At 66.6% G+C, this 25,463-nt stretch carries 25 protein-coding genes; 11 read left to right on the plus strand and 14 right to left on the minus strand.

The window, feature by feature from the left end; genetic code table 11:
- Positions 1-187: 187 nt before the first annotated feature.
- The 3 genes from VCS63_RS19305 to VCS63_RS19315 form a co-directional block, all read right to left on the minus strand.
- Positions 188-424 (minus strand): DUF3079 domain-containing protein, encoded by a 237-nt coding sequence (locus tag VCS63_RS19305; RefSeq protein WP_042794474.1) that lies wholly within the window; start codon positions 422-424, stop codon positions 188-190.
- Between the two features lie 206 nt (positions 425-630).
- The gene (locus tag VCS63_RS19310; protein ID WP_170946329.1) at positions 631-879 is read right to left on the minus strand and encodes a hypothetical protein; all 249 of its coding nucleotides are present in this window, start codon (positions 877-879) and stop codon (positions 631-633) included.
- A gap of 100 nt (positions 880-979) precedes the next feature.
- Entirely contained in the window at positions 980-1,582 is a 603-nt protein-coding gene (locus tag VCS63_RS19315) for a helix-turn-helix domain-containing protein (RefSeq protein WP_042794472.1), read from the minus strand.
- A gap of 266 nt (positions 1,583-1,848) precedes the next feature.
- Between VCS63_RS19315 and VCS63_RS19320 the strand changes: the two genes are divergently transcribed.
- Entirely contained in the window at positions 1,849-2,400 is a 552-nt protein-coding gene (locus VCS63_RS19320) for a hypothetical protein (protein ID WP_323880768.1), read from the plus strand.
- Here VCS63_RS19320 and VCS63_RS19325 read toward each other — a convergent pair.
- Entirely contained in the window at positions 2,375-3,175 is an 801-nt protein-coding gene (locus tag VCS63_RS19325; protein ID WP_323880770.1) for an NAD-dependent deacylase, read from the minus strand. The two genes, VCS63_RS19320 and VCS63_RS19325, sit on opposite strands and share 26 nt — an antisense overlap.
- A 169-nt stretch (positions 3,176-3,344) precedes the next feature.
- Here VCS63_RS19325 and VCS63_RS19330 point away from each other — a divergent pair, with 169 nt between their 5' ends.
- Positions 3,345-3,971 carry a cysteine dioxygenase gene (locus tag VCS63_RS19330; RefSeq protein ID WP_063641126.1) on the plus strand — a complete coding sequence of 209 codons (627 nt, stop codon included), beginning with the start codon at positions 3,345-3,347 and terminating at the stop codon, positions 3,969-3,971.
- A 62-nt stretch (positions 3,972-4,033) separates the two neighbouring features.
- Positions 4,034-4,798 carry an IclR family transcriptional regulator gene (locus tag VCS63_RS19335; RefSeq protein ID WP_042794468.1) on the plus strand — a complete coding sequence of 255 codons (765 nt, stop codon included), beginning with the start codon at positions 4,034-4,036 and terminating at the stop codon, positions 4,796-4,798.
- Here the strand turns inward: VCS63_RS19335 and VCS63_RS19340 are convergent.
- Together VCS63_RS19340 and VCS63_RS19345 are read right to left on the minus strand one after the other, a co-directional pair.
- Positions 4,707-6,353, minus strand: a complete 1,647-nt coding sequence (locus VCS63_RS19340) for an FAD/NAD(P)-binding protein (protein WP_323880772.1) — start codon at positions 6,351-6,353, stop codon at positions 4,707-4,709. The genes VCS63_RS19335 and VCS63_RS19340 overlap by 92 nt on opposite strands.
- Positions 6,350-7,318 carry a Bug family tripartite tricarboxylate transporter substrate binding protein gene (locus VCS63_RS19345; protein WP_063641128.1) on the minus strand — a complete coding sequence of 323 codons (969 nt, stop codon included), beginning with the start codon at positions 7,316-7,318 and terminating at the stop codon, positions 6,350-6,352. The genes VCS63_RS19340 and VCS63_RS19345 overlap by 4 nt, the downstream gene beginning before the upstream one ends.
- Before the next feature lie 283 nt (positions 7,319-7,601).
- Here VCS63_RS19345 and VCS63_RS19350 point away from each other — a divergent pair, with 283 nt between their 5' ends.
- From VCS63_RS19350 to VCS63_RS19370, 5 genes are read left to right on the plus strand one after another with little or no spacing between them, the layout of a single operon-like run.
- Positions 7,602-8,771: a CaiB/BaiF CoA transferase family protein gene (locus tag VCS63_RS19350; protein WP_042794465.1), complete on the plus strand. Its 1,170-nt coding sequence runs from the start codon at positions 7,602-7,604 to the stop codon at positions 8,769-8,771.
- Positions 8,768-9,490, plus strand: coding sequence for an enoyl-CoA hydratase/isomerase family protein (locus VCS63_RS19355; protein WP_063641129.1), 723 nt, complete (start codon positions 8,768-8,770; stop codon positions 9,488-9,490). The genes VCS63_RS19350 and VCS63_RS19355 overlap by 4 nt, the downstream gene beginning before the upstream one ends.
- A 31-nt stretch (positions 9,491-9,521) precedes the next feature.
- Positions 9,522-10,355: a CoA transferase subunit A gene (locus tag VCS63_RS19360; RefSeq protein WP_042794463.1), complete on the plus strand. Its 834-nt coding sequence runs from the start codon at positions 9,522-9,524 to the stop codon at positions 10,353-10,355.
- Complete coding sequence (locus tag VCS63_RS19365) at positions 10,348-11,082, plus strand: CoA-transferase subunit beta (protein ID WP_042794462.1); 735 nt, start codon at positions 10,348-10,350, stop codon at positions 11,080-11,082. Before VCS63_RS19360 ends, VCS63_RS19365 begins: the two co-directional genes overlap by 8 nt.
- A 9-nt stretch (positions 11,083-11,091) precedes the next feature.
- Positions 11,092-12,588 (plus strand): class I adenylate-forming enzyme family protein, encoded by a 1,497-nt coding sequence (locus VCS63_RS19370; protein WP_323880775.1) that lies wholly within the window; start codon positions 11,092-11,094, stop codon positions 12,586-12,588.
- 45 nt (positions 12,589-12,633) lie between these two features.
- On the opposite strand, the gene VCS63_RS19375 is transcribed toward VCS63_RS19370, so the two are convergent.
- Entirely contained in the window at positions 12,634-13,605 is a 972-nt protein-coding gene (locus VCS63_RS19375; protein ID WP_323880776.1) for a tripartite tricarboxylate transporter substrate binding protein, read from the minus strand.
- 133 nt (positions 13,606-13,738) lie between these two features.
- A complete protein-coding gene (locus VCS63_RS19380; RefSeq protein WP_112965958.1) occupies positions 13,739-14,608 on the minus strand; it encodes a fumarylacetoacetate hydrolase family protein in 870 nt (289 codons plus the stop codon).
- Positions 14,609-14,800: 192 nt separating this feature from the next.
- Between VCS63_RS19380 and VCS63_RS19385 the strand changes: the two genes are divergently transcribed.
- Positions 14,801-15,469 (plus strand): FadR/GntR family transcriptional regulator, encoded by a 669-nt coding sequence (locus tag VCS63_RS19385; RefSeq protein WP_042794458.1) that lies wholly within the window; start codon positions 14,801-14,803, stop codon positions 15,467-15,469.
- 49 nt (positions 15,470-15,518) lie between these two features.
- On the opposite strand, the gene VCS63_RS19390 is transcribed toward VCS63_RS19385, so the two are convergent.
- The 6 genes from VCS63_RS19390 to VCS63_RS19415 form a co-directional block, all read right to left on the minus strand.
- The gene (locus VCS63_RS19390; RefSeq protein WP_042794457.1) at positions 15,519-16,409 is read right to left on the minus strand and encodes a GntR family transcriptional regulator; all 891 of its coding nucleotides are present in this window, start codon (positions 16,407-16,409) and stop codon (positions 15,519-15,521) included.
- Positions 16,410-16,414: 5 nt separating this feature from the next.
- Positions 16,415-17,467 carry a 4-hydroxythreonine-4-phosphate dehydrogenase PdxA gene (pdxA, locus tag VCS63_RS19395; RefSeq protein ID WP_042794456.1) on the minus strand — a complete coding sequence of 351 codons (1,053 nt, stop codon included), beginning with the start codon at positions 17,465-17,467 and terminating at the stop codon, positions 16,415-16,417.
- Positions 17,464-18,681, minus strand: a complete 1,218-nt coding sequence (gene dtnK, locus VCS63_RS19400) for a D-threonate kinase (protein WP_063641133.1) — start codon at positions 18,679-18,681, stop codon at positions 17,464-17,466. The genes pdxA and dtnK overlap by 4 nt, the downstream gene beginning before the upstream one ends.
- On the minus strand, positions 18,678-19,706 hold the full coding sequence (locus tag VCS63_RS19405; RefSeq protein WP_042794454.1) for a 2-keto-3-deoxygluconate permease: 1,029 nt from the start codon (positions 19,704-19,706) through the stop codon (positions 18,678-18,680). Before VCS63_RS19405 ends, dtnK begins: the two co-directional genes overlap by 4 nt.
- A 145-nt stretch (positions 19,707-19,851) precedes the next feature.
- Positions 19,852-21,978: a TonB-dependent siderophore receptor gene (locus VCS63_RS19410; protein WP_416379204.1), complete on the minus strand. Its 2,127-nt coding sequence runs from the start codon at positions 21,976-21,978 to the stop codon at positions 19,852-19,854.
- 238 nt (positions 21,979-22,216) lie between these two features.
- Positions 22,217-22,741, minus strand: coding sequence for a MarR family winged helix-turn-helix transcriptional regulator (locus VCS63_RS19415; protein ID WP_042794452.1), 525 nt, complete (start codon positions 22,739-22,741; stop codon positions 22,217-22,219).
- Positions 22,742-22,906: 165 nt separating this feature from the next.
- Between VCS63_RS19415 and VCS63_RS19420 the strand changes: the two genes are divergently transcribed.
- A complete protein-coding gene (locus VCS63_RS19420) occupies positions 22,907-23,881 on the plus strand; it encodes a Bug family tripartite tricarboxylate transporter substrate binding protein (RefSeq protein WP_323880779.1) in 975 nt (324 codons plus the stop codon).
- Between the two features lie 8 nt (positions 23,882-23,889).
- On the plus strand, positions 23,890-25,458 hold the full coding sequence (locus VCS63_RS19425; protein WP_042794450.1) for a sulfatase-like hydrolase/transferase: 1,569 nt from the start codon (positions 23,890-23,892) through the stop codon (positions 25,456-25,458).
- Positions 25,459-25,463: the final 5 nt, after the last annotated feature.

Raw genomic sequence — 25,463 nt, forward strand, 5'->3', positions numbered from 1 at the left:
TGGATAGAGTACCTGGCTACGAACCAGGGGGTCGTAGGTTCGAATCCTGCCGGGCGCGCCAAGCTTCTTGCTTGGCCTACAGAAAGAAAACGGAAAGGCCTTTGATCTTGGATCGAAGGCCTTTTTGTTTTGCGAGCAGGGGTTGATTCACTGCGGATTGATTCCCTGCGGATTGATTCACTGCGGCTCAGTGCGTCGATGGAGGGTCCGCGGCCTGGACTGGAACCGGGCCTCGGGCGTTGTCATCGCCGTCGTCGAACCCCCAATCGCCGACTGTGTACCAGTCGTCTCCCAGCATTTCAGCGGGATGCATGGTGCGGCCGGAGCCGTTGCCGCAGGCCATCGAGTCGGTAGGGCAATAGCGATCGCAGCCCCAGCATATGCGTTCGGGGTGCTTGGGATGCAAGGGAAACTTCTTGGCCATGCCGGGTGCCTGCTGCGTGATGGCGCTACAGCGGCGCCGATCGTTCCATGTATGCGTGCAGCGTACTGCTCGGTGCGCATGAATATCTTTGATCTGGAACAAGCGCGAGCGCCGGCGATGCCGGACGCGCGCCGGTGCCGTGGGCTTGAAGAGTTGGGGATGCAACGGCCGCCACCCGAATGCATGGGGTGGCGGTCCTGGTGGGCCTAGTGGCGTCGTCGGTCCACCGCCGTCAGCGAGGTGCCGCTCTTTACCAGACGGTAGGTCTGTCCGCCCAGCCACGAGACCTTTTCGCCTGTACTGGTGCGGCATATGCAATGCGTCTTCGGGTCGAAACGCGGGGTGCCCAGCGCGGAGTACGCGTCCGGGTCCGAGACGAAGCGTTCAATGCGGTACAGCGTGCCGTCCGGCGCGGTGGCGAGGACGTCGGTCAATCGTCTTGCGGTGCCGAGCATATGCGATACCTCCATGCGCGGGCCATTGGATTACGGCGCCAAAGTCGTTTGGGCAGTTCAGTGCGCCAGGGCGGGAAGCTTGATGTTCCGGCGCGAGGCGCTATTGAAAATGCCCTCCAAACAATGAATCGTCGAGCTGGTCGGGAGAGACGCCCAGGGCTTCGGATACGCGGTCCAGGATAACCTGCCTGGGTCGCGGGCGCGGCCTTTCCAGTTCGACGTAGATGGAGTGGTCCACGCCCAGCCGCGCAGCCATATCAGCGGTGCTGATATTGAGATGCTCGCGCCAGGCGCGTATCAGGCTCCAGTCGTTGCCGGTTTTTAGATTGACGACAGCTAATGGTAAATGACTCTGCCCCTGTGCGGAGGCTTTGCGCGCCGCGGGTTTCCTGCGTGCGTCGCGCAGGCTGCTCTTGGTGGCAGCGCTTTTGCGGGAATCGCCGCGGGGCGTGGTGGCCGCGCTTTCGGCGGTGAAAATGGTGCCACTATTCAGTTGGCGATACTGGTTGTCGCCAATCCAGTGCAGGGTTTCGCCGTTGTCGAGCATGCATTCGCAATCCAGGTGGTAATTGCTGGGCATGCTCTCGAGTTGCGCGATGGTTTCCGTGGTCGTGGCGTGGCGCACCACACGGTGCAAGACACCGTCTGGCGAGCGCACAAACACGTCGGGAAGTCTCCAGGAAAACGGAATGATAATCTCCACGGCGAAACCTTTCCCGCCACTGTATCCCGGGGTGCGTGTGGTGGGATTTGGGGTTTCCCCTCGCCTGACTTGAGTCTCTGATTGTGCGCTACATCAGCCCACAACATCTTCACAAATCTTCACTGCGCGCGAGGCTATCATCGCCGCGTTGCCCGTTGTCCGGGCGTACTGTTCAAGTGGTGCCAATGCGCGTTGTCGCGGCAGAAATCCGGGATGCGCGGCCGCGAGCAAAGGCGGTGGCGTGGTGGGCGGTACTGGCGTCATGCATGCTGCATGCGGGATTGGCCGGGCTCTGGTGGCGCGAACGGATAGAGCCCATAGGCAGGTCCGCCGCGCACCCGCCGGACCTTTCGTTCTTCGTGGATCTGTTGCCCGAAAAGGTCCCGCAGCGTTCCACGTCGTCGCAGAAAATGGCCGCCGGGGCCTCTGCGGGCAACCCCGGGCCTGCCACGCCTGCACGCATCGATACGCCGTCGATTCCCTCCGCGCCGCCACGGCAACGTTCCGGCGCGTACAAGACGCCCGCGCCGCCTTCGCCGCAGCGGGGAAGGGCGCCAGCGCAAGCGTCAGGCGCGCAGGACTCGCATCGCGACTTCGGTTGGCGAGCGGAAGACGCGGCGTCGGCGGGCATGCCGCGCTCGCGCGGTGAGCCCGTGGTGCGCCTGGGGCCCAAGGCGCCGGTCGAGCAATCCGAACTCGCGCGAGGCATCGCGAAAAGCGCGCGGCCACCGTGCAAGAACGCTCATGCCGACATGGGCTTGCTGGCCTTGCCATTCCTGCTGGCCGATACCGTCACGGATCGGGGCTGCAAGTGGTGAGGCCGAAGCCCGCGCTGGCGAGCAGCCGGGGCATGACGTCCGCGGCCGCGCCGCGCAGATTGTGGTGCGCGCGCGCATCCAGCGGCGTTGCAGCTAAGTTGATCTGCGCCACGATCGCGCCGGCAGCCAGCGCGCGTTGCGGCAACTCAGCCGCCGGGTAGACCAGCGCGGATGTGCCGATGCTCAATAGCAGGTCGCATTGTTCGGCGGCGAGCATGGCGAGGCTCCAGGCGTGCCGAGGCAGGCTTTCACCGAACCACACGACGCCGGGCCTTACGGGAGCGCCGCACTTTGAGCAGGCTGGCGGGATGATGCGCCGTCCTTCTTCGGGTCCGTCCGGAAGCTCCTGCGCAAAGGTGTGCGCGGCGCCGCAGGCCGAGCAGCGTGGAGCATGCAGGCTGCCATGCAGATGCGCGACGCGAGGACTGCCTGCGCGTTCATGCAGATCATCCACGTTCTGCGTGACGACGAGCAGTTCGGGCACATGCTGCGCCCATGCCGCGATGGCGCGATGCGCGGCATTCGGGGTTGCGCGCAGGACTTGCGCGCGTCGCCATTCGTACCAGCCCCAGACGACGTCGGGCTGGGCCTGGAACGCCTCGGGCGTAGCCAGCGCCTGCGCGTCAAAGCGCGACCACAAGCCCGTCAGCGCATCGCGGAAGGTAGCAATGCCGCTTTCCGCGGAGACGCCGGCGCCGGTGAAGACGACGATGCGCCGAGCCTGCCGCAACGCTTGCGTCAGCGAGGGGGGAATATCCTGATGCGTGTTTTTCATTTTCAATCTTGCAGCCCGTCCGATACGCTCGCATGCGCGAGTCTGGCCCTCACAAGAATAGCCTTAGGGTGAATACCCGGGCGACGTCAGGGGCAAGGTCGCGCATCCGTCCTGAATCGTGGATACTATTTTTTCAATCTGGGATTTCCAGAACTCATGGAGAGACGCAATGCCCGAATCTCAAGGCGGCCTGGACAGGCTGCGCCGCTTCATCGCCGCCGCGACCCGCTTGGCCACACCTTCCGGTCTGGCGCAAAGCCCGGAGCTGGAGGCGGCCTTCGCGGATCTGGTGCGGCATGATGACTGGCTGCCCGAAGCCTGTACCGCGCCCCATCCGCAGTACTACCAGCAATACCTGCTGCATTGCGATCCGCTGGAGCGGTTTTCGCTGGTGAGCTTCGTATGGGGGCCCGGGCAGTTCACGCCGGTGCACGATCATGAGGTGTGGGGCTATGTGGGCATGTTGCGCGGCGCCGAGGTCAACCAGCGCTATGTGCGCGGCCAGGATGGCGGCGTGGCCCCCGCGGGAGCCGCGACGACCCTCCAACCGGGCGACGTGGAGCGCCTGTCGCCCGCCGAGGGCGACATCCACCGCGTGTCCAATGCCCATGCGGACCGCGTATCCATCAGCGTCCATCTCTATGGCGGCAATATCGGTGCCGTGTCGCGCCATGTCTATGACCCCGCCACGGGGCAGGCCAAGCCTTTTGTGTCGGGGTATTCTTCATCCAGCCTGCCCAACCTCTGGGATCGTTCCGAAGCCGTGCGGGCCGCGATTGCTGGCGGCGCCGGCTAGCACCCTGTTCGATTGCGGCGTCTCGTGCTATTTTCTTGTCCTAAATATTAGGAAAACAAACAATGGACAAGACGCTGCTCAAAGGCCTGATGGTGTTGGAGGCGGTCACCGACGTGGACAATCCGCCGCGCACCATCGATGCGCTGGCCGCTCGCGTCGGGCTGACCCGCAGCAATACGCACCGCACCTTGCAGACGCTCATCCACGCGGGCTACGTGATCAAGGACGATGACGGCGGCGGTTATCGCGGCGCGGTGCGGCTGTTCGAGCTGGCGGCGCGTCAACTAGCCCAACTGGACGTGCGCAAGCTGGCAGCCCCGTACATGCGCACGCTAGCCGACCAGACGGGAGAAACCGTGCACTTGTCCGTGCTCGACGGCTTCGACGTGGTGTACGTAGACAAGATCGACAGTCCCCAGCCCATACGCGCCTATTCCATGGTGGGCGGACGCGCGCCGGCCTATGCCGTCGCCACCGGCAAGGCCTTGCTCGCCTATCAGGCGGAAGGCTACGTCGAGCGTTACGCCGACAAGCTCGTGCGCCATACGCCATCGACCATCGTGTCCATGCCGCTGCTGAAGGACGAACTGCGCAAGATCGCCCGCAGCGGCTACGCGATCAACCGGGGCGAATGGCGCGAAGGCGTGGGCGGACTGGCCGTGACCCTGTTCAACAGTCTGGACCAGCCCGTGGCCGCGATAGGCATCTCGGGGCCGCTGGATCGCCTGAGCGCCGCTAGGATGAAGCAGCTGGCGCCGGAAGTGGCTGCCTGTGCCCAGTCGATTTCGCAAGGGATGGGCTATCGCCGGGGCTATCTGGACCAATAGCGGTCCGCGCCAGGGCCGCGGCGATGCGCCGGGCCTGGCCTTGCGCCAGACGCGCATTGACATCCATGGAGGTGGTCCAGAAGTACGTGCCGCTCGCCAGGCTGCCCAACAATGAAATATGCGCCTGGATTTCACCCTGCGCGTTTTTCAGGCAGCCCGTGTCGTAGTCCAGCGCCAGGCCGCCGTGAGGGTCGGGCCGGGCGTGCCCTTCGCGCAGCAGCGCGGACACCAACGGGTCCTGCGTGCGCGCCGTATCGACCGAGAAGCTGGTGGCATTGATCAGATAACGGCTGGCGTGCGTGCTGATGTCACCCGCCGGATTGCGCAAGCGCGTGTGGAACAGGCCGCTGGCGCTGTCGTGCCGGCTGTCCAGATAGCCGCCGCTCACTTGCAGCTGGCCGTTTTGGAACAGCGCCTGCAGCTTCAGGGCGTTGCGCATCGGAAAGGTGGCGCGCCGCGCCATCCAGAGCGAACGCCACTGCGCCTGGAAGCGGCTGCGCTCGGACGGCGGCATCAGATGCCAGATCAGGTCCACGGTGGCGTTGGTCGCTGCCGCCACGGCCTGCCAGGGACGGGCGGCCTGCTCGGACCGCCGTATCTCTGCGTCCAGCGCGGCGCGGGCATCGCCGTCGATGCCCAGCACGTCTGCCGGTTCCAGGCTGCCGCCCAGCGCAAGCACTTCTTCCTGGAGCGCCGCCGCGATGACTGAAAGAGACAGTTCGCCGCCATGCCTGGCGGCAAGGCGCGGAACGCCTTCCGGACTCAGTTGTTGCAGCATGCCGGGCGTACGGTTGTGGGGGCTGCGTACGGCAGGCAGGCGGCCATTGCGCGAGACGCACAAGATGGGGCCGCGATGGGCTGCCTGCCGCAAGGCCGCCACGGCGTCGACGGCGCTCAGGCTGGTGCCGACCACGCAGACCGGCGCATCGGCGGCGATGCCGCTGGCCAGCGCGCGCACGGGATATGGGCTGTTGAAGTATCCGGGCGCATCTCGCAACCCGGGAAAGGCCTGCGAGGGCAGGTTGCCGTTGCATAGCGCCACATAGCGCGCGATGCAGGGGGCTCCCTGTTCGGGTTCCACATGCACGCCCCCGCCAGGCAGGGGCGCCACGCGGCGGACGCGGCTGCGCACGTGCGTGAGCGCGATGCCCTGGGCACGCGCCAGTGCGCGGGCTCGTTCGTACACTGCGCGCATGTAGGCGCCGAACAGCGGCCGCGGCAGAAAGTCCGTCGGTGCGATCGTTTCGGCGTCGTGCGCGCGCAGCCAGGCGGGGTCCTGGACGCGCAGCCATTCCACGAAATCCAGCCGGTGGTCGGCCCGCGCCGACATATTGCCAGCGGGGATATTGAGCAGGTTGCTGGGCAGATCGTCCTGGTAGGCGTCGCCCGCGCCCGGCTCGGCCTGCGGCTCGAACAGCACGATGGCCAGTGGTCGGGCGCCGGCCGGTTCCAGCGAGAGCAGGAACTGATACAGGAGGCTGACGGCTACCGAGCCGCCGCCAACGATGGCCAGGTCCGCGGCAGGCGGGGTGGAGCTTGCGCGAGGCGCCATCATTTGGACGCCGACAGGCGCACGACGTCGGCCCATCGGGCGACTTCCTGCTTCAGCACGCGGCTGGTGTCGGCTGGCGTGGTGGCCACGGCGTCGGCGCCCAGCTTTTGCGCAGCTTGCTGCACGGACGCCATGGCGGCAGCCTTCTGCATGCCCGCCGAAAGCTTGTCCACCACCGCGGGCGGTGTGCCGGCCGGCGCCAGCAAAGCGTAAGTGGTGGCGACCGAGTAATCCTTTACGCCTTGCTCAGCCAGCGTGGGCAGATCCGGCAATGCGGTGGCTCGCGTGGCGGTCGTGACGCCGAGCAGGCGGATTTTTCCGGTGGCAACCTGCGGCAGCAGCGCTGGCAACGTTTCGATCACCATGTCGATCTGGCCGCCGAGCAGGTCGGTAATGGCCGGGCCGCTGCCGCGATAGGGCACATGCATGAGCTTGGTGCCCGTCACGACCTGGAAGAGTTCGCCCGCCATGTGCTGGGACGTCCCCGGGCCGGCCGAGCCGAAGGTGATGGAGCCGGGCCGGCTCTTGGCCAGGGCGATCAACTCCTGGACATTCTTCGCCGGGATCTTGGCACTGTTCACTGCCACGGCCATGGGCATGCTGGTTGCCATCGATACGCCCACGAAGGCGGTGCCAAAGTCGTAGCCGGGCTTGTCCGGCATGGCGGCATGGATCGCGTGGCTGCCCACGGCGCCCATCAGCAGGGTATAGCCGTCGGCCGCGGATTTGGCGACGTACTCCGCGCCGATCTCGCCTCCCGCGCCCGCTTTGTTTTCCACGACCACGCCTTGGCCCAGGTAGTCACCCAGATGTTGCGCATAGATGCGCGCAGCGGCATCCGTTGCTCCGCCGGGTGGGAAGGGGACCACCATGCGCACGGGTTTCGTCGGCCAGTTGTCGGCCGCGGCCGCGCCGCCTGCCAAAACCAGCGCCATGCCTGTCAGGGCAATGCGCCACATTTTCTTCATGGAAGTCTCCTTGGTGTCGGTGGGGGCCGGCATGCGCTGGGCTGCGGTCCTTTTTTAAATCCTAAAATATAGGACTCGTGTATCAACAAATGGTTTACTTAGAATTCCACACGGTGATATGCTGGTCAACAATTAAGCGCGCTACATAGGGATTGCACTAGGAATGGCGCCGGAATTCATGCGCTTGCGGCAGGCGTGCGGTGAATGATGCCAGCCTTCAGGGCGTGCTTTTATAATGTTTAATTCATCCTAAATATTGAATTTTCATAACGAGAGGTCAGACATGACACCCAGTTCGGCACTGGCCGGCATTACGGTGCTGGAGATTTGCAATGTCGCGGCGGGACCTTTTTGCGGCATGTTGTTGGCGGACATGGGCGCCGACGTGATCAAGGTCGAAAACCCGGAAGGCGGGGATACGCTGCGCAGCTGGCCGCCCATTTCCGAGGGCTATAGCGAGAACTTCGCGTCGCTGAACCGCAACAAGCGTTCGGTGACGTTGAACCTCAAGGACCCCGGCGACCTGGCCCTGGCGCGCGAGCTCGCGCTTTCCGTCGACGTGCTGATCGAAAACAACCGGCCGGGCGTGATGGATCGCCTCGGGCTGGGATACGCGCAACTGCGCGAGGCCAATCCCAGACTGGTCTATTGCTCGATCTCGGCCTACGGCCAGTCCGGTCCGCGCTCGCAGGAGGGCGGCTTCGACCTGACCATCCAGGCGATGAGCGGCATCATGAGCGTGACCGGCGAGGCCGGCGGCGAACCCGTGAAGTGCGGCGTTCCGTTGGCGGACTTTTCGGCGGGCCTGTACGGCGCGTTCGCCATCGCGTCCGCCTTGCGGGCGGCCCAGGCCGACGGACAAGGCACGCATATCGACGTCCCCATGCTGGGCGCCACGCTGGGCATCGCTGCCTTGCAGACCTCGGAGTTCTTTGGCAGCGGCAAGGATCCGGTCAAGCTGGGATCGGCACATCCGCGCAATGCGCCTTACCAGGCCTTCCGCTGCAAGGGGGGGTACTTTGGCATGGCCGCGGGCAACCAGGCGTTGTGGAAGGGCGTATGCGCGACAGTGGGCCGGGAAGATCTGCTGACTGATCCGCGCTTTACCGATACCAGCGCCCGCGCGCGCAACCAGACGGCCCTGCGCGAGATCCTGGAGGCGATCTTCGAGGCGGAGGACGCCCAGACCTGGCTGGCACGGTTCCGCGCGGCCGGAGTGCCATGCGCGCCCATCAACACCTATTCCGAAGTGCTGGCCGATCCGCAGGTCGAGCACATGGGCTGGGTGCAACCCGTGGAGCTGCCCAATGGCGTGCGCACCCGTACTTTCGGGTTGCCCGTGCGCTTTGACGGACAGACTACGGCCTTGCGCCGTCGTCCGCCGGCATTGGGCGAACACAATGACGAAGTGCTGGGCGCGCTGCGCGCAGCCCGCAAGGAGACGACGGCATGAGCGGCGTCCTGCGCATCGACAGGCAAGGCGCGGCGCATGTGCTGACGCTGGCGCGGCCCGACAAGATGAACGCCTTGTCGGCCGAACTGGTGGAAGCGCTGATTGCCGCGCTGGACGAGGCCGAGGCCGGGGGCGCCAAGCTCATCGTGCTCAAGGGCGAAGGCAAGAACTTCAGCGCGGGTTTCGACTTCGGCGCTTGGCAGGAGCAGAGCGAGGGCGATCTGCTGCTGCGTTTCGTGCGCATCGAGACACTGCTGCAACGGCTGGCGGCGTCGCCGTGCCTGACGCTGGCGCTGGCCCATGGCCGCAACTTCGGCGCGGGCGTGGATTTGTTTGGCGCCTGCAAATGGCGCGTCAGCGCGCCGGACGCCACGTTCCGCATGCCCGGGCTCAAATTCGGCCTGGTGCTGGGCACGCGACGTTATGCGGCACTGGTTGGGGCGGAACGTGCGCGGGCGGTGCTGGAGCAGGCAGCCACGTTCAGCGCGGAAGAGGCGTTGCGTGACGGCTTCGCCAGCCGCATCGTTGCGGCGCAGGACTGGCCGGACATTGAGCGCGAGGCGCTGGACGCCGCGTCCGCGCTCAGCTGCGCCAGCCGCGTCCAGCTATACGCGGCGCTGTCGGCGGAAACGCCCGACACCGACCTTGCCCGCCTGGTGCGCTCCGCCGCCGAGCCGGGCCTCAAGGACCGGGTGGCGGCGTATCTGCAGGCGCGCTAGGCGCACAAGAACAAGCAGGCAAGGAGACATCATGGCATCGGGTTTCAATCAGAAGAACAAGCAGTGCACCCTGGCCGAGCTGGCCGCGCTGGTGCCCAACGGCGCATCGATTGCATTGGGCGGCAGCTTCCTGCACCGCGGACCATTCGCCTTCGTGCGCGAGCTGATCCGGCAGGGGCGGCGCGATCTGGAGCTGGTCAAGCAGTCGCCCGGCTACGACGTGGACATCCTGTGCCGCGCCGGCGCGCTGCGCCGCGTGCGCGCGGGCATCGTCGCCATGGAAGGGAACTTCGGCCTGGCGCCGTGGTACCGCAAGGCCGTGGAGCGTCACGAGATCGAACTGGAAGAACATGCTTGCGCCAGCCTGACGGCCGGGCTGCGGGCAGCCGCCTTTGGCGTGCCGTTCCAGCCTTGCGGCGGCCTGCATGGCAGTGGCCTGCCCGAGCTCAATGGCTGGAAATGCCTGGACGATCCCTATGGCAGCGGCCAGCAGACCTGGGTAGTGCCGGCGATCCGCCCCGACTTCGCCGTGATTCATGCGTCGGAAGTGGACGCGCTGGGCAATGTGCGCGTGCACGGCACCGCGCACTGGGACCGCATCATGTCGCGCGCGGCGGGCAGCGTGCTGGTCGTGGCCGAGAAGGTCGTCGACAGCGCGGTGTTCGAGGCCAATCCGGAATCCACGCTGGTGCCGTTCTTCATGGTGCAGGCATTTGCCGTGGCGCCGCAAGGCGCCTGGCCCGGGTCCTGCTGGCCGGATTACGCCATCGACTATCCAGCGGTGGAGGCATACATGGACAAGCAAGGCGATCTTCAGGCGCACATGGCCGCGGCGCCGGAAGCACGGGAGGTGCAGCATGGCTGAGCAATGGTCGGGATTTTCGTACATCGTCACCAATCTGGCGCGTTTTATCCGTCCGGACGAAATCACCTTCAGCGGCGTGAATTCCACCATGCCCATGCTGGCCTGCCTGCTGGCCAAGCGCGCGTATGACTGGGACTTCGTCTACATCAACGTGGCTGGCGGCGTGAATCCGCGGCCCTCGCACGTGCCGATCTCCAGTTCCGATCCGGTGCTGGCCGAGCACACGGCCTCGATCTTCTCGAACGAGGATTTCTACGACCTGTGCACGCGCGGCCGCATGGACCTGACCTTCCTGGGCGCGGCCCAGATCGATGGGGAAGGCTGCGCCAACAATTCCTGCATTGGCGACTGGCACGAACCCAAGGTGCGCCTGCCGGGGGGCGGGGGCGGGGCAGTGATGCTGCCCACCGCCAGGCGCGCCTGCACCTGGCGCACGGAGCACTCGCGCCGCACCTTCGTGCCCAAGCTGGACTTCATGACCTCATGGGGCGGATTCCACGGCGTGGTCACGCCGATCGCCGTATTCGTCAAGCGCAACGGGCGCCTGGCCTTGCAGTCCTGGCATCCGGAATCCAGCCTGTCCGAAGTGCGTGAGCGCACGGGATTCGAATTCGACGCCACGGGCGCCGAGCCGTCCGCGCTGCCCTCGACCGCTGAAGCGCGCGCGCTGCGCGAGCTGGATCCTGACGGACAGTTCGAACGCGACGCCGCCGTCGTGCTGCGCTAGGAGGCCGGGATGACGATCGCCGATGCCACGTTGGTGGCCGCTTTTGCGCGCCTGTGGAGCCAGCCGCAATGGGCTGCGCAGCCTGCCATTGCGACTGCGCAGGGCGTGCTGACGTATGCCGACCTGTACCGCGCGGTTGGATGCATCGCCGGCGGCCTGCGCGCCGTTGGCGTGGCGCGCGGCAGCCGCGTGGCCATCGCGATGGAACGCTCGCAAAGCCAGGTGCTGGCCATCCTGGGCGTGATGGCGGCGGGCGCATGTCCGTGTCCGCTGGAGCCGCGGCTATCGGATGCGGAAACCGCCCGGCGCGTGGCGGCGGTGGGGCTGGACTGGGTGTTGCATGACGAGTCCAATGCCACGACGGCCGGGGCCAGCGGCCTGGCGCAGCAATGTTTGTTGGACGCCGCAGGCGTGGCGCAAGGGCCGCTGGATTGGACGGGCGCCGGCGAGGCGGAGCCCGGCGACGCGGGCCTGCTGTTATTCACATCGGGCAGCACAGGCAATCCCAAAGGCGTGCTGCTCAGCCATCGCGGGTTGGCAAACAATGCGCGCGGAGTGCTCGCGCACACGGGTTTGACGCCGCAGGACCGACTGCTGCACGTTATGCCGCTGCATCACACCAATGCGCTCAATAATCAGATTTTCACGCCGCTGCTGGCCGGTGCCTGCGTAGCGCTGGCGGGCCGGTTCCGGGCGGAAGACATGCCGGGTTTGCTGCAGGCGTTCCGGCCCACCATCATCACGGGCGTGCCCACCATGTATGCGCGCATGTTGGAGCTGGAATTCGATCCGTCCAGCCTGGCGGCGTTGCGCTTTGCGCGTTGCGGCTCGGCGCCGATCACCGAAGCGCTGCATCGGCGCATCGAAGCCTTCCTGGGCTGCCCGCTGGTGGTGTCGTATGGCTTGTCGGAAGCTACCTGCACATCGACCATGAATCCCCCCGCAGCGCGGCGCGTCGGTTCAGTGGGCACGGTGCTGGCCGGCCAGAGCGTTACCTTGCGGCTGCCGGACGGCACGCAGGCCGCGCCAGGCGGAGAAGGCGAGATCTGCATCGAAGGCGACAGCCTGATGCTGGGATATCTGGGAGTGGACAACGCCGACGCCCTTGCGCCGCAGTTGCTGCGCACGGGCGATCTGGGGCGTTTCGATGATCAGGGCTACCTGAGCATTACCGGCCGCATCAAGGATGTGATCATCCGAGGCGGGGAGAACATTTCGCCGGCGTTGATCGAGGGGGTGGTGACGGGACTGCCCGGCGTGGCGGCCTGCTGCGTGGTGGGCGCGCCGGACGAGGATCTGGGTGAAGTGCCCGTGATCTTCGTGCAGCGCGCGGGGGACCTCGCACCGGACGGGCCCGGCATACAGGCGGAAGTCTTGGCGCGCCTGGGCCGGATCTACGTGCCGCGTGACGTGCTCTGGATCGATCGCCTGCCGGAGAATGCGGTGGGCAAGGTCGACCGCAAGGCGTTGGCCCGCCAGCTGGCACCCGCGGCTCTGCGCGTGTAATCGAAAACGGCGTGCACGCCCCGTATTCCGGGGCGTGCGGCCAGGCTATTCGACCTTGCCGATCCGGTTGACCGCAACCTCCAGCGAGGCCGAGTCCTTCTTCCAATATTCGTCGAACGCGGGCGCGTCCAGGTATTGCACCGGGCTGCCCGTGCCCGCAATGCGCGCCTGGACGTCGGGATTGTTGGCGATGTCCTTGACCGTCTGGCGCAACTTGTCGATGACGGCGGGCGGCGTGCCGGCCAGCGCGAAGACGCCCGACCATTGCACGAAGCTGATGTCATAGCCCTGCGACTTGAAGGACGGCACGTCCGGCAGGCTGTCGAGCTTGCCGTCGCCCCAGTGCGCCAGCGCCTTGACGCGCCCGGCCTGGATCAGCTGCATGACGCTGGACGGGCCGGTAGCCAGGGCGTCGACCTGGCCGCCCACCAGCGCCTGCACGGCGGGGCCCGCGCCAGTGAAGGGCACGTGCATCATCTTGACCCCGGCCGCGTTCTGGAGCATTTCCATCGGCACGTGCATGGTGCCGTAGATGCCCGAAGACCCGTAGCTGAATTTACCCGACTGCTTCTTGGCCGCGTCCATGAATTCCTGCAGCGTCTTGTACGGTGCATCCGCGCGCACCACCAGCACGGTGGGATCGGCCGTGATCCGCGCAATGGGCACGAACTGATCCAGCTGATAGGCCGGCTTGCGTTCCAGCAACCGATCGGCTGCCGGCAGGATGGAAATGGACGACAGGCTCATCAGCAGGGTGTAGCCGTCCGGCTTGGCGCGGCCGGCCTGGCCGATGCCGATGGCGCCGCCAGCGCCGCCCTTGTTTTCGATCACGACGGCCTGACCAAGCTTGTCGCCCATGGCCTGGGCCAGCGGCCGCGCGATCGTGTCTGCGACACCGCCGGGCGGGAAGGGCACGATCATGGTCACGGGACGTTCGGGATAGCCGGCAGCCAGCGCGTTCGCCGCTCCCAGCCACAGCAAGACGGCCGCGGCCGCCCGGGTGCATCGCAGATTCATGTCTCACTCCTTGTTTGTGGCCGCCGGGCCGCCCCGCGTCTACCCTTGCCTTTCGAGGACAGCAATCCGTATCGCGGGCGCGGCGGCGGCTTTTCTGTTGCGTCGCCCCGTGTTCAGGTTCCGGGGCTTGCGCTTAGACGAAGCGGTTTTCTATGTGACCGATACCGTCGATCTCCACGCGCACCACGTCGCCGTGCTTCAGGAACTGCGGCGGATTCAAGCCCTGGCCCACGCCCGCCGGCGTGCCGGTGGCGATGACGTCGCCCGGATAAAGCGTGATGCCGCGCGAGCAGGTTTCGATCAGCGTGGGGATGTCGAAAATCAGGTCTTCGGTGTTGCCGTCCTGGCGCAGTTCGCCGTTGACCCAGCAGCGCACGCGGGTCTTCTGGCCGTCCAGCGCGTCGGCCGTCACCAGCCAGGGGCCCATGGGGCAGAAGGTGTCGAAGGACTTGCCCAAGTCCCATTGCTGGTGGCGCATCTGCACGTCGCGCGCCGTAACGTCGTTGACCACGGTGTAGCCAATGACATGGCTCATGGCTTCGGCGCGGGAGATATTGCGGCCGCCCTTGCCAATCACCACCGCGAGTTCGGCTTCGTAATCGATCTTGTCGGACACGCCCACAGGCAGGCGCACGTCGTCCCATGGACCGACGACGGTTTGCGGCACCTTGGTGAACACGATGGGCCAGGACTCGGGGTTGGCGTCGTTGTCCTTGAAGACGGAATCGCGCAACTCCTTGGCATGAGCGTGGTAGTTGCGCCCTACGCAGAACAGGTTGCGCCGCTGCGCAGGCAGGGGCGCTTCGTGTTCCACCTGGTCCCAGCGGTAGGACGAGCCGATCCTGGCCGGAAGGGCGCGGCCTTCGGCCAGCCATTCCACGGCCGTCAGTGCGCCGGCGGCCGCGAGTTCGCGCGGAAAATCCAGGGCGGTAACGCTGCCGCCATCGTCGGAGACTGCGCCGATGTAGCGCTCGCCGTTGATCCGGAATACTGCAATCTTCATTCTTGCTCCCTGGGCGGGTCGGAGCCGCCTTTGTTTGATACCAAAAAATACCAATTGGGCCCATTTTGCAGCCCAATTTCGGGAGAGGATATACCAAAATGATCCCGCTTTCTATCGACGGATTGCGCGAGAGAACGTTTTTATTGGTCTGATTTGGTATTATTCGCCCGCATAGCCACTAAGGAACGCCCCATGGACAAAGCTTCCGCCTTGCGCGCGGTCATCATCGAGAACCTGCAATCCGGCGCCTGGCCCGCCGGGCATCGCTTGCCCACCGAACGTGCGCTTAGCGAGCAATTCGGCATCAGCCGCTCGACCGTGCGCCGTACGTTGGCGGACCTGAAGAACGAAGGCCTTATCTCGCAGCGCGTGGGCAGCGGAACCTACGCCAATCCGCCGTCCACCCTGGCGCAGGCCGAGGTGTTGCTGCGTGCGGAAGTGCTATCGACCAGCCCCGCCGAATTGATGGCGGCTCGGTTGGTGCTGGAGCCGGCCATCGCGGCGTTGGTGGTGCAGCACGGCACGCCGGCGGATTTCGCGGCCATGCAGAACGCTTGTGCGCAGGCCGAGGCCGCCGAAGGTTTCGAAGCGTTCGAAATCTGGGATGCCAAGCTGCATGAGCTGATGGCTACGGCCACGCATAATCTCTTTATCGAAAAGGTATTCGCGCTGATGACGGCTGCGCGGTCGCAAGCAACCTGGGGCGCGTTAAAGCGCAAGAGCCTGACGCGCGAGCGGCGCGAAGCCTACCAGGTTGAGCACCGTGAAATTGTCGAGGCGCTGCATGACCGCGATGCCGAGCGAGCCATGGAGGCCGTGCGCCGGCATTTGCTGCACGTGCGGGACAATCTGCTCGGGTGAGGGCTGGCTGACGCCAGCTGGTGGCGCGCCAAGTACGAGGGCCGGCGCCTCAGGACTGCGCGCGCAGCCTTGCCAGTTCGGCGGAAAGCTCCGCCACCAGTGCCTCGGCGCGCGCCAGCGGGTCGTGTGCTCCGGGGGAGGACTCCGTGGGCGCGGCGGGCGATTGCAGTCGGGGCTGCACGCTTTCGTGACCCATGCTGACGTCGACGTCGAACACCAGTTGCTCCGCGCGGTGCCAGGTCGTGAACCATTCCAGCGGCCGACCATGCTGGTCCATGCCTTGGCCCTGCAGCATCAACAAGGGCGTGCCGGTTTGCGTGTCCAGCAGTTCCGCCAGCGTCTTGTCGGCGGCCACCGCGCGGATCTGGTTGCGGCCGGCGCCAGGGCGCAGGCCGAAGCGGCGCGTCAGCACGCCATGCAGGGACGCGTCGGTCAGGTCGTCGGCGCGCAAGCCCGGCACGGCATCGGCGGGGATCCAGGTGCGCACATAGGCCAGCGGGGCGTCGGCCACGTGGCGCAGGCGTTCCAGCATCAGCAGTCGCGTGGTGCCGAAAAAGGCCTCCACGTCGGGGGGCGGCTCGGCGCGCGCGAAGGCCAGCACGCGCGTCTGCAAGGCGACGCCAGACTGCGCGAACTGTTCGTACAGGCCGGTGGAGCGCTGCACGAGCCGGCGGTGTTCCTGGGGCGCGGCCACGGTGGCGGGGCGGCCGGTTTCGCGCTGGATCAGGCCTTCGGTAGCCAAGGCCGCGAGCGCCTGCCGGACCACGCTGCGCGCCACGCCGAAGCGTTCGCATAGCGCTGCCTCGCTGGGCAGCACGGCACCTGCCGCGAGCTTGTTCGTGCGGATGTATCCGCGCAGCAGCGTCGCCACCTGGGCGTGCAGCGGGATATCGCCGGAGCGATCAAGTGCGGGCAATGCGTCGTGCGTGGCGGGCGCCATGGGAATCAACCTCCGGTTTGTGCCCGCGCAGTTTCCCACACATGCGTCCAGCCCGGGGCCAGATGCGCGGCGCGCTCGGCGGCCAGGATCAGGCTGTCCTCGCGGGCGATGCCGCGGCCGGCGATGTCGAAGGCGGTGCCATGGTCCACCGATACGCGCACGACGGGCAGGCCTACCGTGATGTTCACGCCATCATCGCCGTAAACCGCCTTGAAGGGCGCGTGGCCCTGGTCGTGGTAACAGGCGATAACGAACTTCCATTTGCCGCGCACGGCCTGCGGGAACAGGGCGTCGGCAGGAATCGGGCCGGCGGCCAGGATGCCGGCGGCGTTGGCTTCGGCGACGGCAGGCGCCAGGATGTCCGCGTCTTCGGTGCCGAAGATGCCGTTCTCGCCGGCATGCGGATTCAGGCCCGACACCGCCACCGGCTGGTCGCCGCGGCCCAGCGCCTTGGCGAAGGAGCCGGCCAGGCGCAGCACCGCGCGCATGCGCGCCGGCGTCAGGTCCTCGATGGCCTGGCGCAGCGACACGTGGGTGGTCGCGTGGAAAATGTAGAGGTCGCCGGCCGACAGCACCAGCGAAAAAGTCTTGACGCCGAACTCATGCGCCAACAGTTCCGTGTGGCCGGGCCATTTGTGGCCGGCCGCGTGCATGGCGGCTTTGTTCAGCGGGGCGGTGACGATGCCGTCGACCTCGCCGGCGCGTGCCAGCGCGCAGGCCGTCGTGACAAAGCGCACCGAGCCGTCGCCTGCGTCCGCGCTGATCTCGCCCAGTTTCACATGAGCCAGCGACGGGCCTGCCTGCAGCACTTCAATGGTGCCGGGGGTGTTGGTGCAGTCGGCGGCGCGGTCCAGCTTGCGCACGATGGCGGGATCGCCGCCCAGATTGCGCACGGCATTGGCCATGACGTCCGTGTCGCCGACCACCAGCAGGCGGGCCTTCTGGCGCAGTTCATCATGGCCCATCAGCATCTTGGCCGTGATTTCCGGCCCGATGCCCGCTACGTCGCCCAGCGTTACGGCCAGCAGGGGCAGTTTGCCCGGTTGGGGTTGTGTCATCGCTTGAATCTCCTGTCGCGGATCGCGCGCACCGCGCGAACCAGTACGTCTTCGGTGCCAAAGCCGCCGGCCTTGGTCACCACGGGCAGGCCAGCGGCCGTGCCTCCGGTCAGCGTGCCCAAGGGCACGCCGCCCATCACTTCGTCCACCAGCGCAATGCCGCGTGCGCCCAGCGCCACCAGCACGCTGCGCGCGCCGTCTCCGCCCGTGGCGACCACGCCGGCCGCGCGGGCGCTGGTGATCAATTGCGCGGCCAGGCTGCCCAGCCGTTCGGCGACCGTCTCCGAGTCCAGGCCGTCCAATTGGCCTTCGGGCGCCAGCAGCAGCACGGTGCCGGCCTCCGCCGGCGCCTTGGCGTGAGCCTGCAGCAGCGGCTGGCTCCAGGCCTGCCAGGCCGCGTCGTCGGCCAACTGGGGCAGCGACGGCGTCCAGGTGTCGGCTCCCGAGGCTTGCAGCGCGGCGGCTTGCGCGCGCGCTGCGCTGTGCTGCGAAGTCACTACCACCACGACGGGCGCGGTCTGGTCGGCGCCGGCCCACACTCGGGCCAGGGGCACCGCCAGGCCGCCCGCGCCTACCGGCAGGGCATGCGCGCCCAGCAGGCCGATGGCGCGCGCCAGGCGCTCCAGGTCGGCCTCGGTGGCGGCATCGACGACCACGGTCTGGCCAGCTTCGCGGATGCGTGCCGCCAGCGCTTGCGGCGTGTCGCCGTCCTGGGTCGCCACGTGGGCGCAACCGAGCAGGGTGGGGATATGGCTTTCTGTCACCGGGGTGACCGGATCGGTGGCCGCCGAGGTCTCGGTGACCGGCTTGCCATTGACGTAAAGCACGCCCTGCACGACGGTGCGGCCGGTGGCCGGGAAGGCGGGGCAGATCACTGCCACGGTGTCCGGACCCCAGGCCTCGCGCGCCGCGTCGATCTCGGCCTTGAAGGCGCCGCGCAAGGTCGAATCCACCTTCTTGTACAGGCGCGTGACGCCCGCTGCGCGCAGGCGCCGCACGTTTTGCCAGACGACCTCGGCCGCGTCGGCGGCTGCCAGCGCGCGGCTGTTGGTCGTGACCGCCAGCACTTCCACGCCGGCGGTGTCGGAACCCGACAGCGCCTCGTCGGCGCCGCCGATGGACAGGTGTGTGTTCCAGCCGGCGCGCACGAACTGCACCGCCGTATCGCCCGACCCGGTCAGGTCATCGGCGACGATGGCGATGGCGGGATTCAAAGCGCTTCTCCACGCGCTTCACGCAGGGCGGGCGCGGCGGCCGACGCATCGGCATCCTCGGACTTGAGCTCGCCGGCGCGCTTGAGGAAATACGAAGCCAGCACCGGGGCCAGGATCGAGCTGATCAGCACGCAGGCCGCGACCTGCGCGGTGGCGGTCGACACGTATTGCTGGAAGTTGGGATCGGCCGCGGCCACGACTGCGGGCGTGGCGATAGCGTTGCCGGCGGTGGTGCCGGCGGCGAAGCCCAGGCCGCTCTTGCCGCCGCGGCGCAGGATGTAGCGATAACCCAGGTAGACCAGGCCGCCGGTGATGGGGCTGATGATCAGGCCCAGGATCAGGCCGCTGATGCCGCCGGAAACCACGGCGCCCAGATTGATGCCGGTGCCCAGCGCGAAGGCGAAGAAGGGGATGACAATGTTGGGCACGGGCTTGAGCACGTCGCGCCACTTGGGGTCCAGGTTGCCCACCACCACGCCCAGCAGGAACGGCACCAGCGCCGCCACCAGGGCGATCATGGGGATATCGGCCAGGCCCGAGGCGCCCAGGAACAGCAGGCTGAAGAAGGGGCCGTCGTTGACCGCGCTGGCGACATAGGCGCCGCGGTCGCGGGCATCGCCGTACTGGCCGGTATAGGCCAGCCAGAGGCCGCCGTTGCTGTTGTCGAATGCGGCCAGCATCGCCAGGATGGAGACGCCCAGCACGCCGTCCAGGCCGACGTAGCTGCCCAGGATGATGATGAGCGTGGCGGGCACCAGGGTCTTCATCAGCAGAATGGTGCCGGCGGTGGCCAGGATGGGCCCGCCGGTGCGCGTGTTGACCTGGGTTCCGGTGGCGAAGATGAGCAGCGCGATCAAGGGCAGGGCACTGTTCTTGAACAGGGCAGTGGTAAAGCCGCCGATCGTCAGCGCATCGGGAGCAAAGGTGCCGATCAGGGAACCCAGGATCAGCGGCACCAGCATCAATCCACCGGGGATTTTCTGCATCGTGCCAAAAAAGGGCGAGCGGGAAGTTTCGGTCGACACTATCGGAGTCTCCAGGACGGTTTTTCTGGGTTGCAGACGTTCGAGCGCGCGTCTGTCAGACGGTTTCAGGGGTGAAAAACCGTAGTGTACACCTGTACGTACAGCATGTACGTACAGGTTTTTCCGTCCGTGGCGGGACGCCGATCTAGAAGCGGTAGGCGCCGCTGAGCATGACCGTGCGGCGCGCCCCGTAGAAGCAGTCGCCGCGATCCAGGCAGACCACTTCGTAGGTGCGGTCCGCGATGTTGTTCACATTCAGCGCGTAGCGCCAGGGGCCATTGTCGTAGCTGAGCATGGCGTCGAACAGCGTAACCGCGGGCGTTTCGGGGGCGCCGCCGTCGCGGAAGGCCGACAGGTAGCGCACGCCCGCGCCCACCGCGAAGCCCGGCTGGCCGGCCAGGGCGAAGCGGTACTTGCCCCACATGGAGGCCATGTGCTTGGGCTGCGCCTCCAGCTGCGGGTCCAGGTCGGTATAGATGTAGTTGGCGATCACGTCCAGTTCCTTGGTGACGCGGCCGCGCAGTTCCAGCTCCACGCCGCGCGTGCGTGTCTTGCCGGCCTGGATCTGGTTGTTGGGATTGTCCGGATCGTTCGTCTGGCGGTTCTTCTCGCGCAGGTCGTAGGCGGCAGCGGTGAACTCGATGTCCGCGTCCTTGGGCATGTACTTGATGCCGGCCTCCACCTGTTTGCCGCGCATGGGTTTCCAGCGCTGGTTGTAGAAATCGTCCCCGGCGATCGGCGTGAACGATTCGCTGTAGCTGAGGTATGGCGACCAGCCATTGTCCGCCGCGTACATCAGGCCGAAGCGCTTGGTGGTGGCCATGTCGGTTTCGCGGTCCTGGCCTTCGGTGGTGCTGTCTGCGCGGTCGCGGCGGATGCCGGCCAGGAAGATCCAGTTCTTGTCGAATTTGATCTGGTCCTGCGCGTAGAAACCGATTTGCTGCTGATTGATCTTGGGATTGTCCGACAGTTCATACTCGGGCACGTTGCCGTACTCGGGGTGATACAGGTTCAGCGGCGAGCCCGCGCCGCGGGCCATTTGGCTGGTTTCGCGATAGCGCGAATAGTCCATGCCGAAGATCACTGTGTGTTCCGTGCGGCCCCAGTTCAGCTTGCCTTCCAGGTTCTGGTCCGCCAGCAGCGTGCGCATGCGCGGCTTGTTGACGTAGAAAATGCGGTCGACGGTGGTCTGCTCGGGATCGATGTAGGAATCGCCCCGGCGCGCGCCGTAGACGTTGGGGTAGAGCGTCTTGTAGTCGACGCTGCTGACCGTGTTGCGGAAGTTCTGCCGCACTTTCCAGGTGTCGTTGAACTGGTGTTCGAACAGCCAACCCACGCTGAACTGCTCGGTGTCGTAGGCATCGAAGCCCGGCTCGCTGGCAAAGCGCCGGGTAGGGATGCGGCCGTTCGGATTCTCCTGCACCGAGCCGCTCCAGGGCAGGAAGGATTGCGTGGTGCCGGCGCGGTCCTTCTGCCAGGTGGCCTGCAGGGTCAGCGATGTGGCTGCGCTGGGGCGCCAGGTCAGCGAGGGCGCAAGCATCAGGCGGTCGTCCGGCGCATATTGGACCTGGGTATCGCTGTCGCGTCCCACCGCGATGACGCGGTACAGCCATTGGCCGTCCTCGCTGGCCGGACCCGTGAGGTCGGCCTGGATCTCGCGGCGGTTGTGGTTGCCCAGCACCACGCCGATCTCGCGTTGCGTTTCCTCCAGCGGGCGTTTGCTGACCAGGTTGACGATGCCGCCCGTGCTGCCCTGTCCGTACAGCATGGACGACGGGCCGCGCAACACTTCCACGCGCTCCATGGCATAGACCTCGGTGCGCGGGTTGTTGAAGCTGAAGTACTGCCGCAGGCCGTCCAGGTACTGCACCGGTTCCACGCCGCGGATGCGCACGTAATCGGCGCGGTTGTCCACGCCGTACGCATTGGGGCGCACGCCGGCTGCGTAGTTCATGGTGTCCTGGATGTTTTGCGCGCCCTGGTCCACGATCTGTTCGCGCGGGATCACGGTGATGGCCTGCGGCGTTTCCGACAGGGGCGTGTCGGTCTTCGTTCCGGTGGCGCTGCGCGTGGCGACGTAGCCCTCGACCGGGCTGGTCGCGGTTTCGCCGGTGCCGGTGACCTGCACGGCGGGCAGGATCGTGGCGGGTTCAGCCGAGTCCGCGGGTTGGGCGTGGGCAGCGCCGCCCAGGCAGGCGGCGAGCGCGGCGCCAAGGGGCAGCAGAACCAGCGGCCGCGCGCGCGGGCCGGCGGGATGACGGTGGCGTATCAATGGAATTCCCCTGCGGCCTGAATTCGGCCTATTGAGTATGTAAATAGCAACGATAACTATTATTGATTTACTTCCTGGAGGCTGTCAGGAAATGGGCCGGCCGCAGATGTAAAAAAGCCCTGCAAAGCTTGCCGGGCAGTAAGGCTGCTAGAAAAAACGCCGTGCTATCAGCGGCTTGTGGACAGTTCCGCAGGCTATGTGGCAGCGGGGCGCCTGTTGGCGAGACGCGACAGATCGTTCAGGCGTAACGTGGCCGGCGGGTGCCGCCTTCGCGCCGGCTGGCTTTGTCGGTGACGATATTGTCTTCGGCCATGCGGCGGCCGCGCTGCTCGATGCGGCCAAGGAAGTCGCGCAGCAGGGCGACTTCGTCCTCGCTCAGGTCCTGCACCAGCAGGTCGTTCAAGTGCGAAACCTCGGGCAGCAAGGCCTCGTAGCGGGCCGTGCCTTCAGCGGTGGCTTCCACGCGCACCACGCGGCGGTCGGCGCTGTCGTGCAGACGGCGCAACCAGCCTTTTTCGCATAGCGCGCCCAGGGTCCGGGAGGTGCGGGCCAGGTCCAGCTTGGCAGCGGCCGCCAGCTCGGCTGAACTCATGATGCCGCCCTCGACGGCACAGGCCAGCACGCGCCATTCGCGGCGCGTGATGCCGAAGCGGCCTTCGCACAGGCGCAGAAACACCGGATTGGATTGCGACCACGCCTGATACAGCCGGTACATCAGCATGTCGGAAAGCTGGCGTTGGCCGGACGCGGGGATGGTCGGCATGGCGTCTACTCCTGATGGCGTTGCAGTTCGCGCTGCATATCGTTATGGAAAGTCCTGGATTAGATCAACAAACGTGCGCGTTGCTAAATTCAATTTTCCTATTTGGGTATCGGCCATGCAGTGACAACCATAATCGACAGGGGCCGCTGTCTCCAGGAGAAGACCATGCGTAAATGGATAACAGGCGCCGCTGCAGCGGCGGTGCTTGCGGGCGCCGCGCCCTTGGCCGGCGCGCAGCAGGCCCCGCTGGACGGGACCCTGACGGTGGTGGTGGGCTACCCGCCGGGCGGCAGTTCGGACCGTATTGAGCGTCTGGTCGCGGATCGGCTCAAGGACCGGGTCGGTGTGTCCGTCGTGGTCGAGAACAAGACGGGGGCGGGCGGCCGCATCGCGGCGCAAGGCCTGCATGCGGCGCCTGCCAGCCAGAATGTGCTGATGCTCGCGAATCCGGCCGTGATGGTGGTGGCGCCGCTGGTCTATGCCCACCCGGGCTACGACGCGCAGCGCGACTTCAAGCCGGTGTCCCTGGTCAGCCGCTACAAGTTCGCCCTGGCGGTGGCGGCGAACTCGCCGATTCAGGACCTGGCCGGCCTGCGCCAATGGCTCAAAGCCAATCCCAAGCAGTTCGCGGTGGGCGTGCCGGCCACGGGCAGCCTGCCGCATTTCTTTGCGCTGATGCTGGGCCGCGAACTGGGCCAGGAGCCGGAAGTGGTGGGCTACCGCGGGTCGGCGCCGCTGATTTCCGAACTCATCGGGGGCATCTTGCCGCAAGGCATCGACACGCTGGATACCCTGCTGCCGCAGCACCGAGCGGGCAAGATCCGTATCCTCGCGATCTCCGGCGACGAGCGCGACGCGGAGCTCAAGGACGTGCCCACCTTCCGCGAAAAGGGCGTGAACCTGGCGGCAGACGGCTGGAACGCGTTCTTTGCGCCCGCCGCGATGCCACAGGCCAAGGCCGACAGGCTGGGCGCGGAAATCGCTGCCGTGTTGCGCGAGCCCGCCATGCAGGAGGCCGTGCGCGCCGCCGACCTGGAGCCCGTATCGCTGGACGCGGCCGGCACTGCCGCCGCCCTGGCGGCCTACCGCAAGCAATGGGAGCCGGTGGTGCGAGACTCCGGCTTCACGGCCACGCAGTAGGAGGGGCAATGTCCACCGTGCAGAACGTGCTGTTTATCATGGCCGACCAGCTGCGGGCCGACCACCTGAGCTGTTATGGCCACCCCTACCTGCAGACACCCAGCCTGGACGCCCTGGCGGCGCGCGGCGTGCGTTTCGAGCGTGCATTCGTGAACTCGGGCGTGTGCGGCCCGTCGCGCATGAGCTACTACACCGGCCGCTATCCTTCGCGCCATGGCGCCACCTGGAACCGCGTGCCGCTGTCGATCAACGAGATCACCCTGGGCGAGTACCTGGCGGGGCAGGGGCGCGAGCTGGCGCTGGCCGGCAAGACGCACATCATCCCCGATCGGGCAGGCATGGAACGGCTGGCTATCGACGGCGCTTCCGAACTGGGCACCTTGCTGGCCCGGGGGGGCTTCACGGAGCTGGACCGCTACGACGGCCATCACACCCCAGGCGACGAAAGCGGCTATCCCGGCTTTCTGCGGCGCCACGGCTACGACAGCGCGGACCCTTGGACCGACTACGTGATTGCGGGGGTGGATGCGGGCGGCCAGATCGTCAGTGGCTGGAACATGCGTAATGCGTATCTGCCATCGCGCGTGGCCGAGCGGCATTCCGAAACCGCCTATATGACGGACCAGGCATTGGATTTCATGAAGCGGCGCGGCAGCCAGCCCTGGGTGCTGCATCTGAGCTATGTGAAGCCGCATTGGCCCTACATGGCGCCGGCCCCGTACCACAACCTCTATACGCCCGAACAATGCCTGCCGGTGCGGCGCAACCGGGAAGAGCTGGAAAATGCGCACCCGGTGGTGGCGGCCTACCGGCAGCAGGAGGAGAGCGTCAGCTTTTCCACGGACGAATGCGTGCGGGTGGTGCGGCCGGCCTATCAGGGGCTGATCCGGCAGTTGGACGACCATCTCGGGCGGCTGTTCGATTACATGGAAGGCGCGGGGCTGATGAAGAACACGCTGATCGTGTTCACGGCGGACCATGGTGACTTCCTCGGCGACCACTGGCTGGGTGAAAAGGAGTTGTTCTACGACACCGTGCAGCGCGTGCCGTTCATCGTCATGGACCCTTCCGGCTCGGCCGATGCCACGCGTGGATCTGCCTTGGACGATATGGTCGAAAGCGTGGACCTGGTGCCCACGGTGCTGCGCGCGCTGGGCGCACCCGGGCCCGTCCACAGGCTGGAGGGCCGCGAGCTGCAAACACTGCTGCACGGCCGGGATGCGGCCACGCCGTGGCGGGACTGCGTGTATTCGGAGCTGGACTACAGCTTTCGCCAGGCCCGCCTGTTATGCGGCAAGACGCCCCAGAATGCCCGAGCCTGGTCGGTGCGCACTGACCGCTGGCGCTATGTGTACTGGCTGGACGAGCGCGAGCAGCTCTTCGACCTGCACGCCGATCCGGACGAATACCAGGACCTGGGCGCGAGCGGCGCGCATGCGGAAACGCGGCTGGCGCTGCGGCAGCGGCTGCTGGAATGGATGCTGCGGGGCAAGCGCCGCACCACCATCAGTGATGAGGCCGTGGAAAAGGCAACCAACGCGCACAAGCGCGCCGGTGTCTTCTTCGGACAGTGGTGAGGAGG

The organism is Achromobacter sp. D10 (genome assembly GCF_035282245.1).
In the GTDB taxonomy this organism is placed as follows: Bacteria; Pseudomonadota; Gammaproteobacteria; order Burkholderiales; family Burkholderiaceae_B; genus Achromobacter; species Achromobacter insolitus.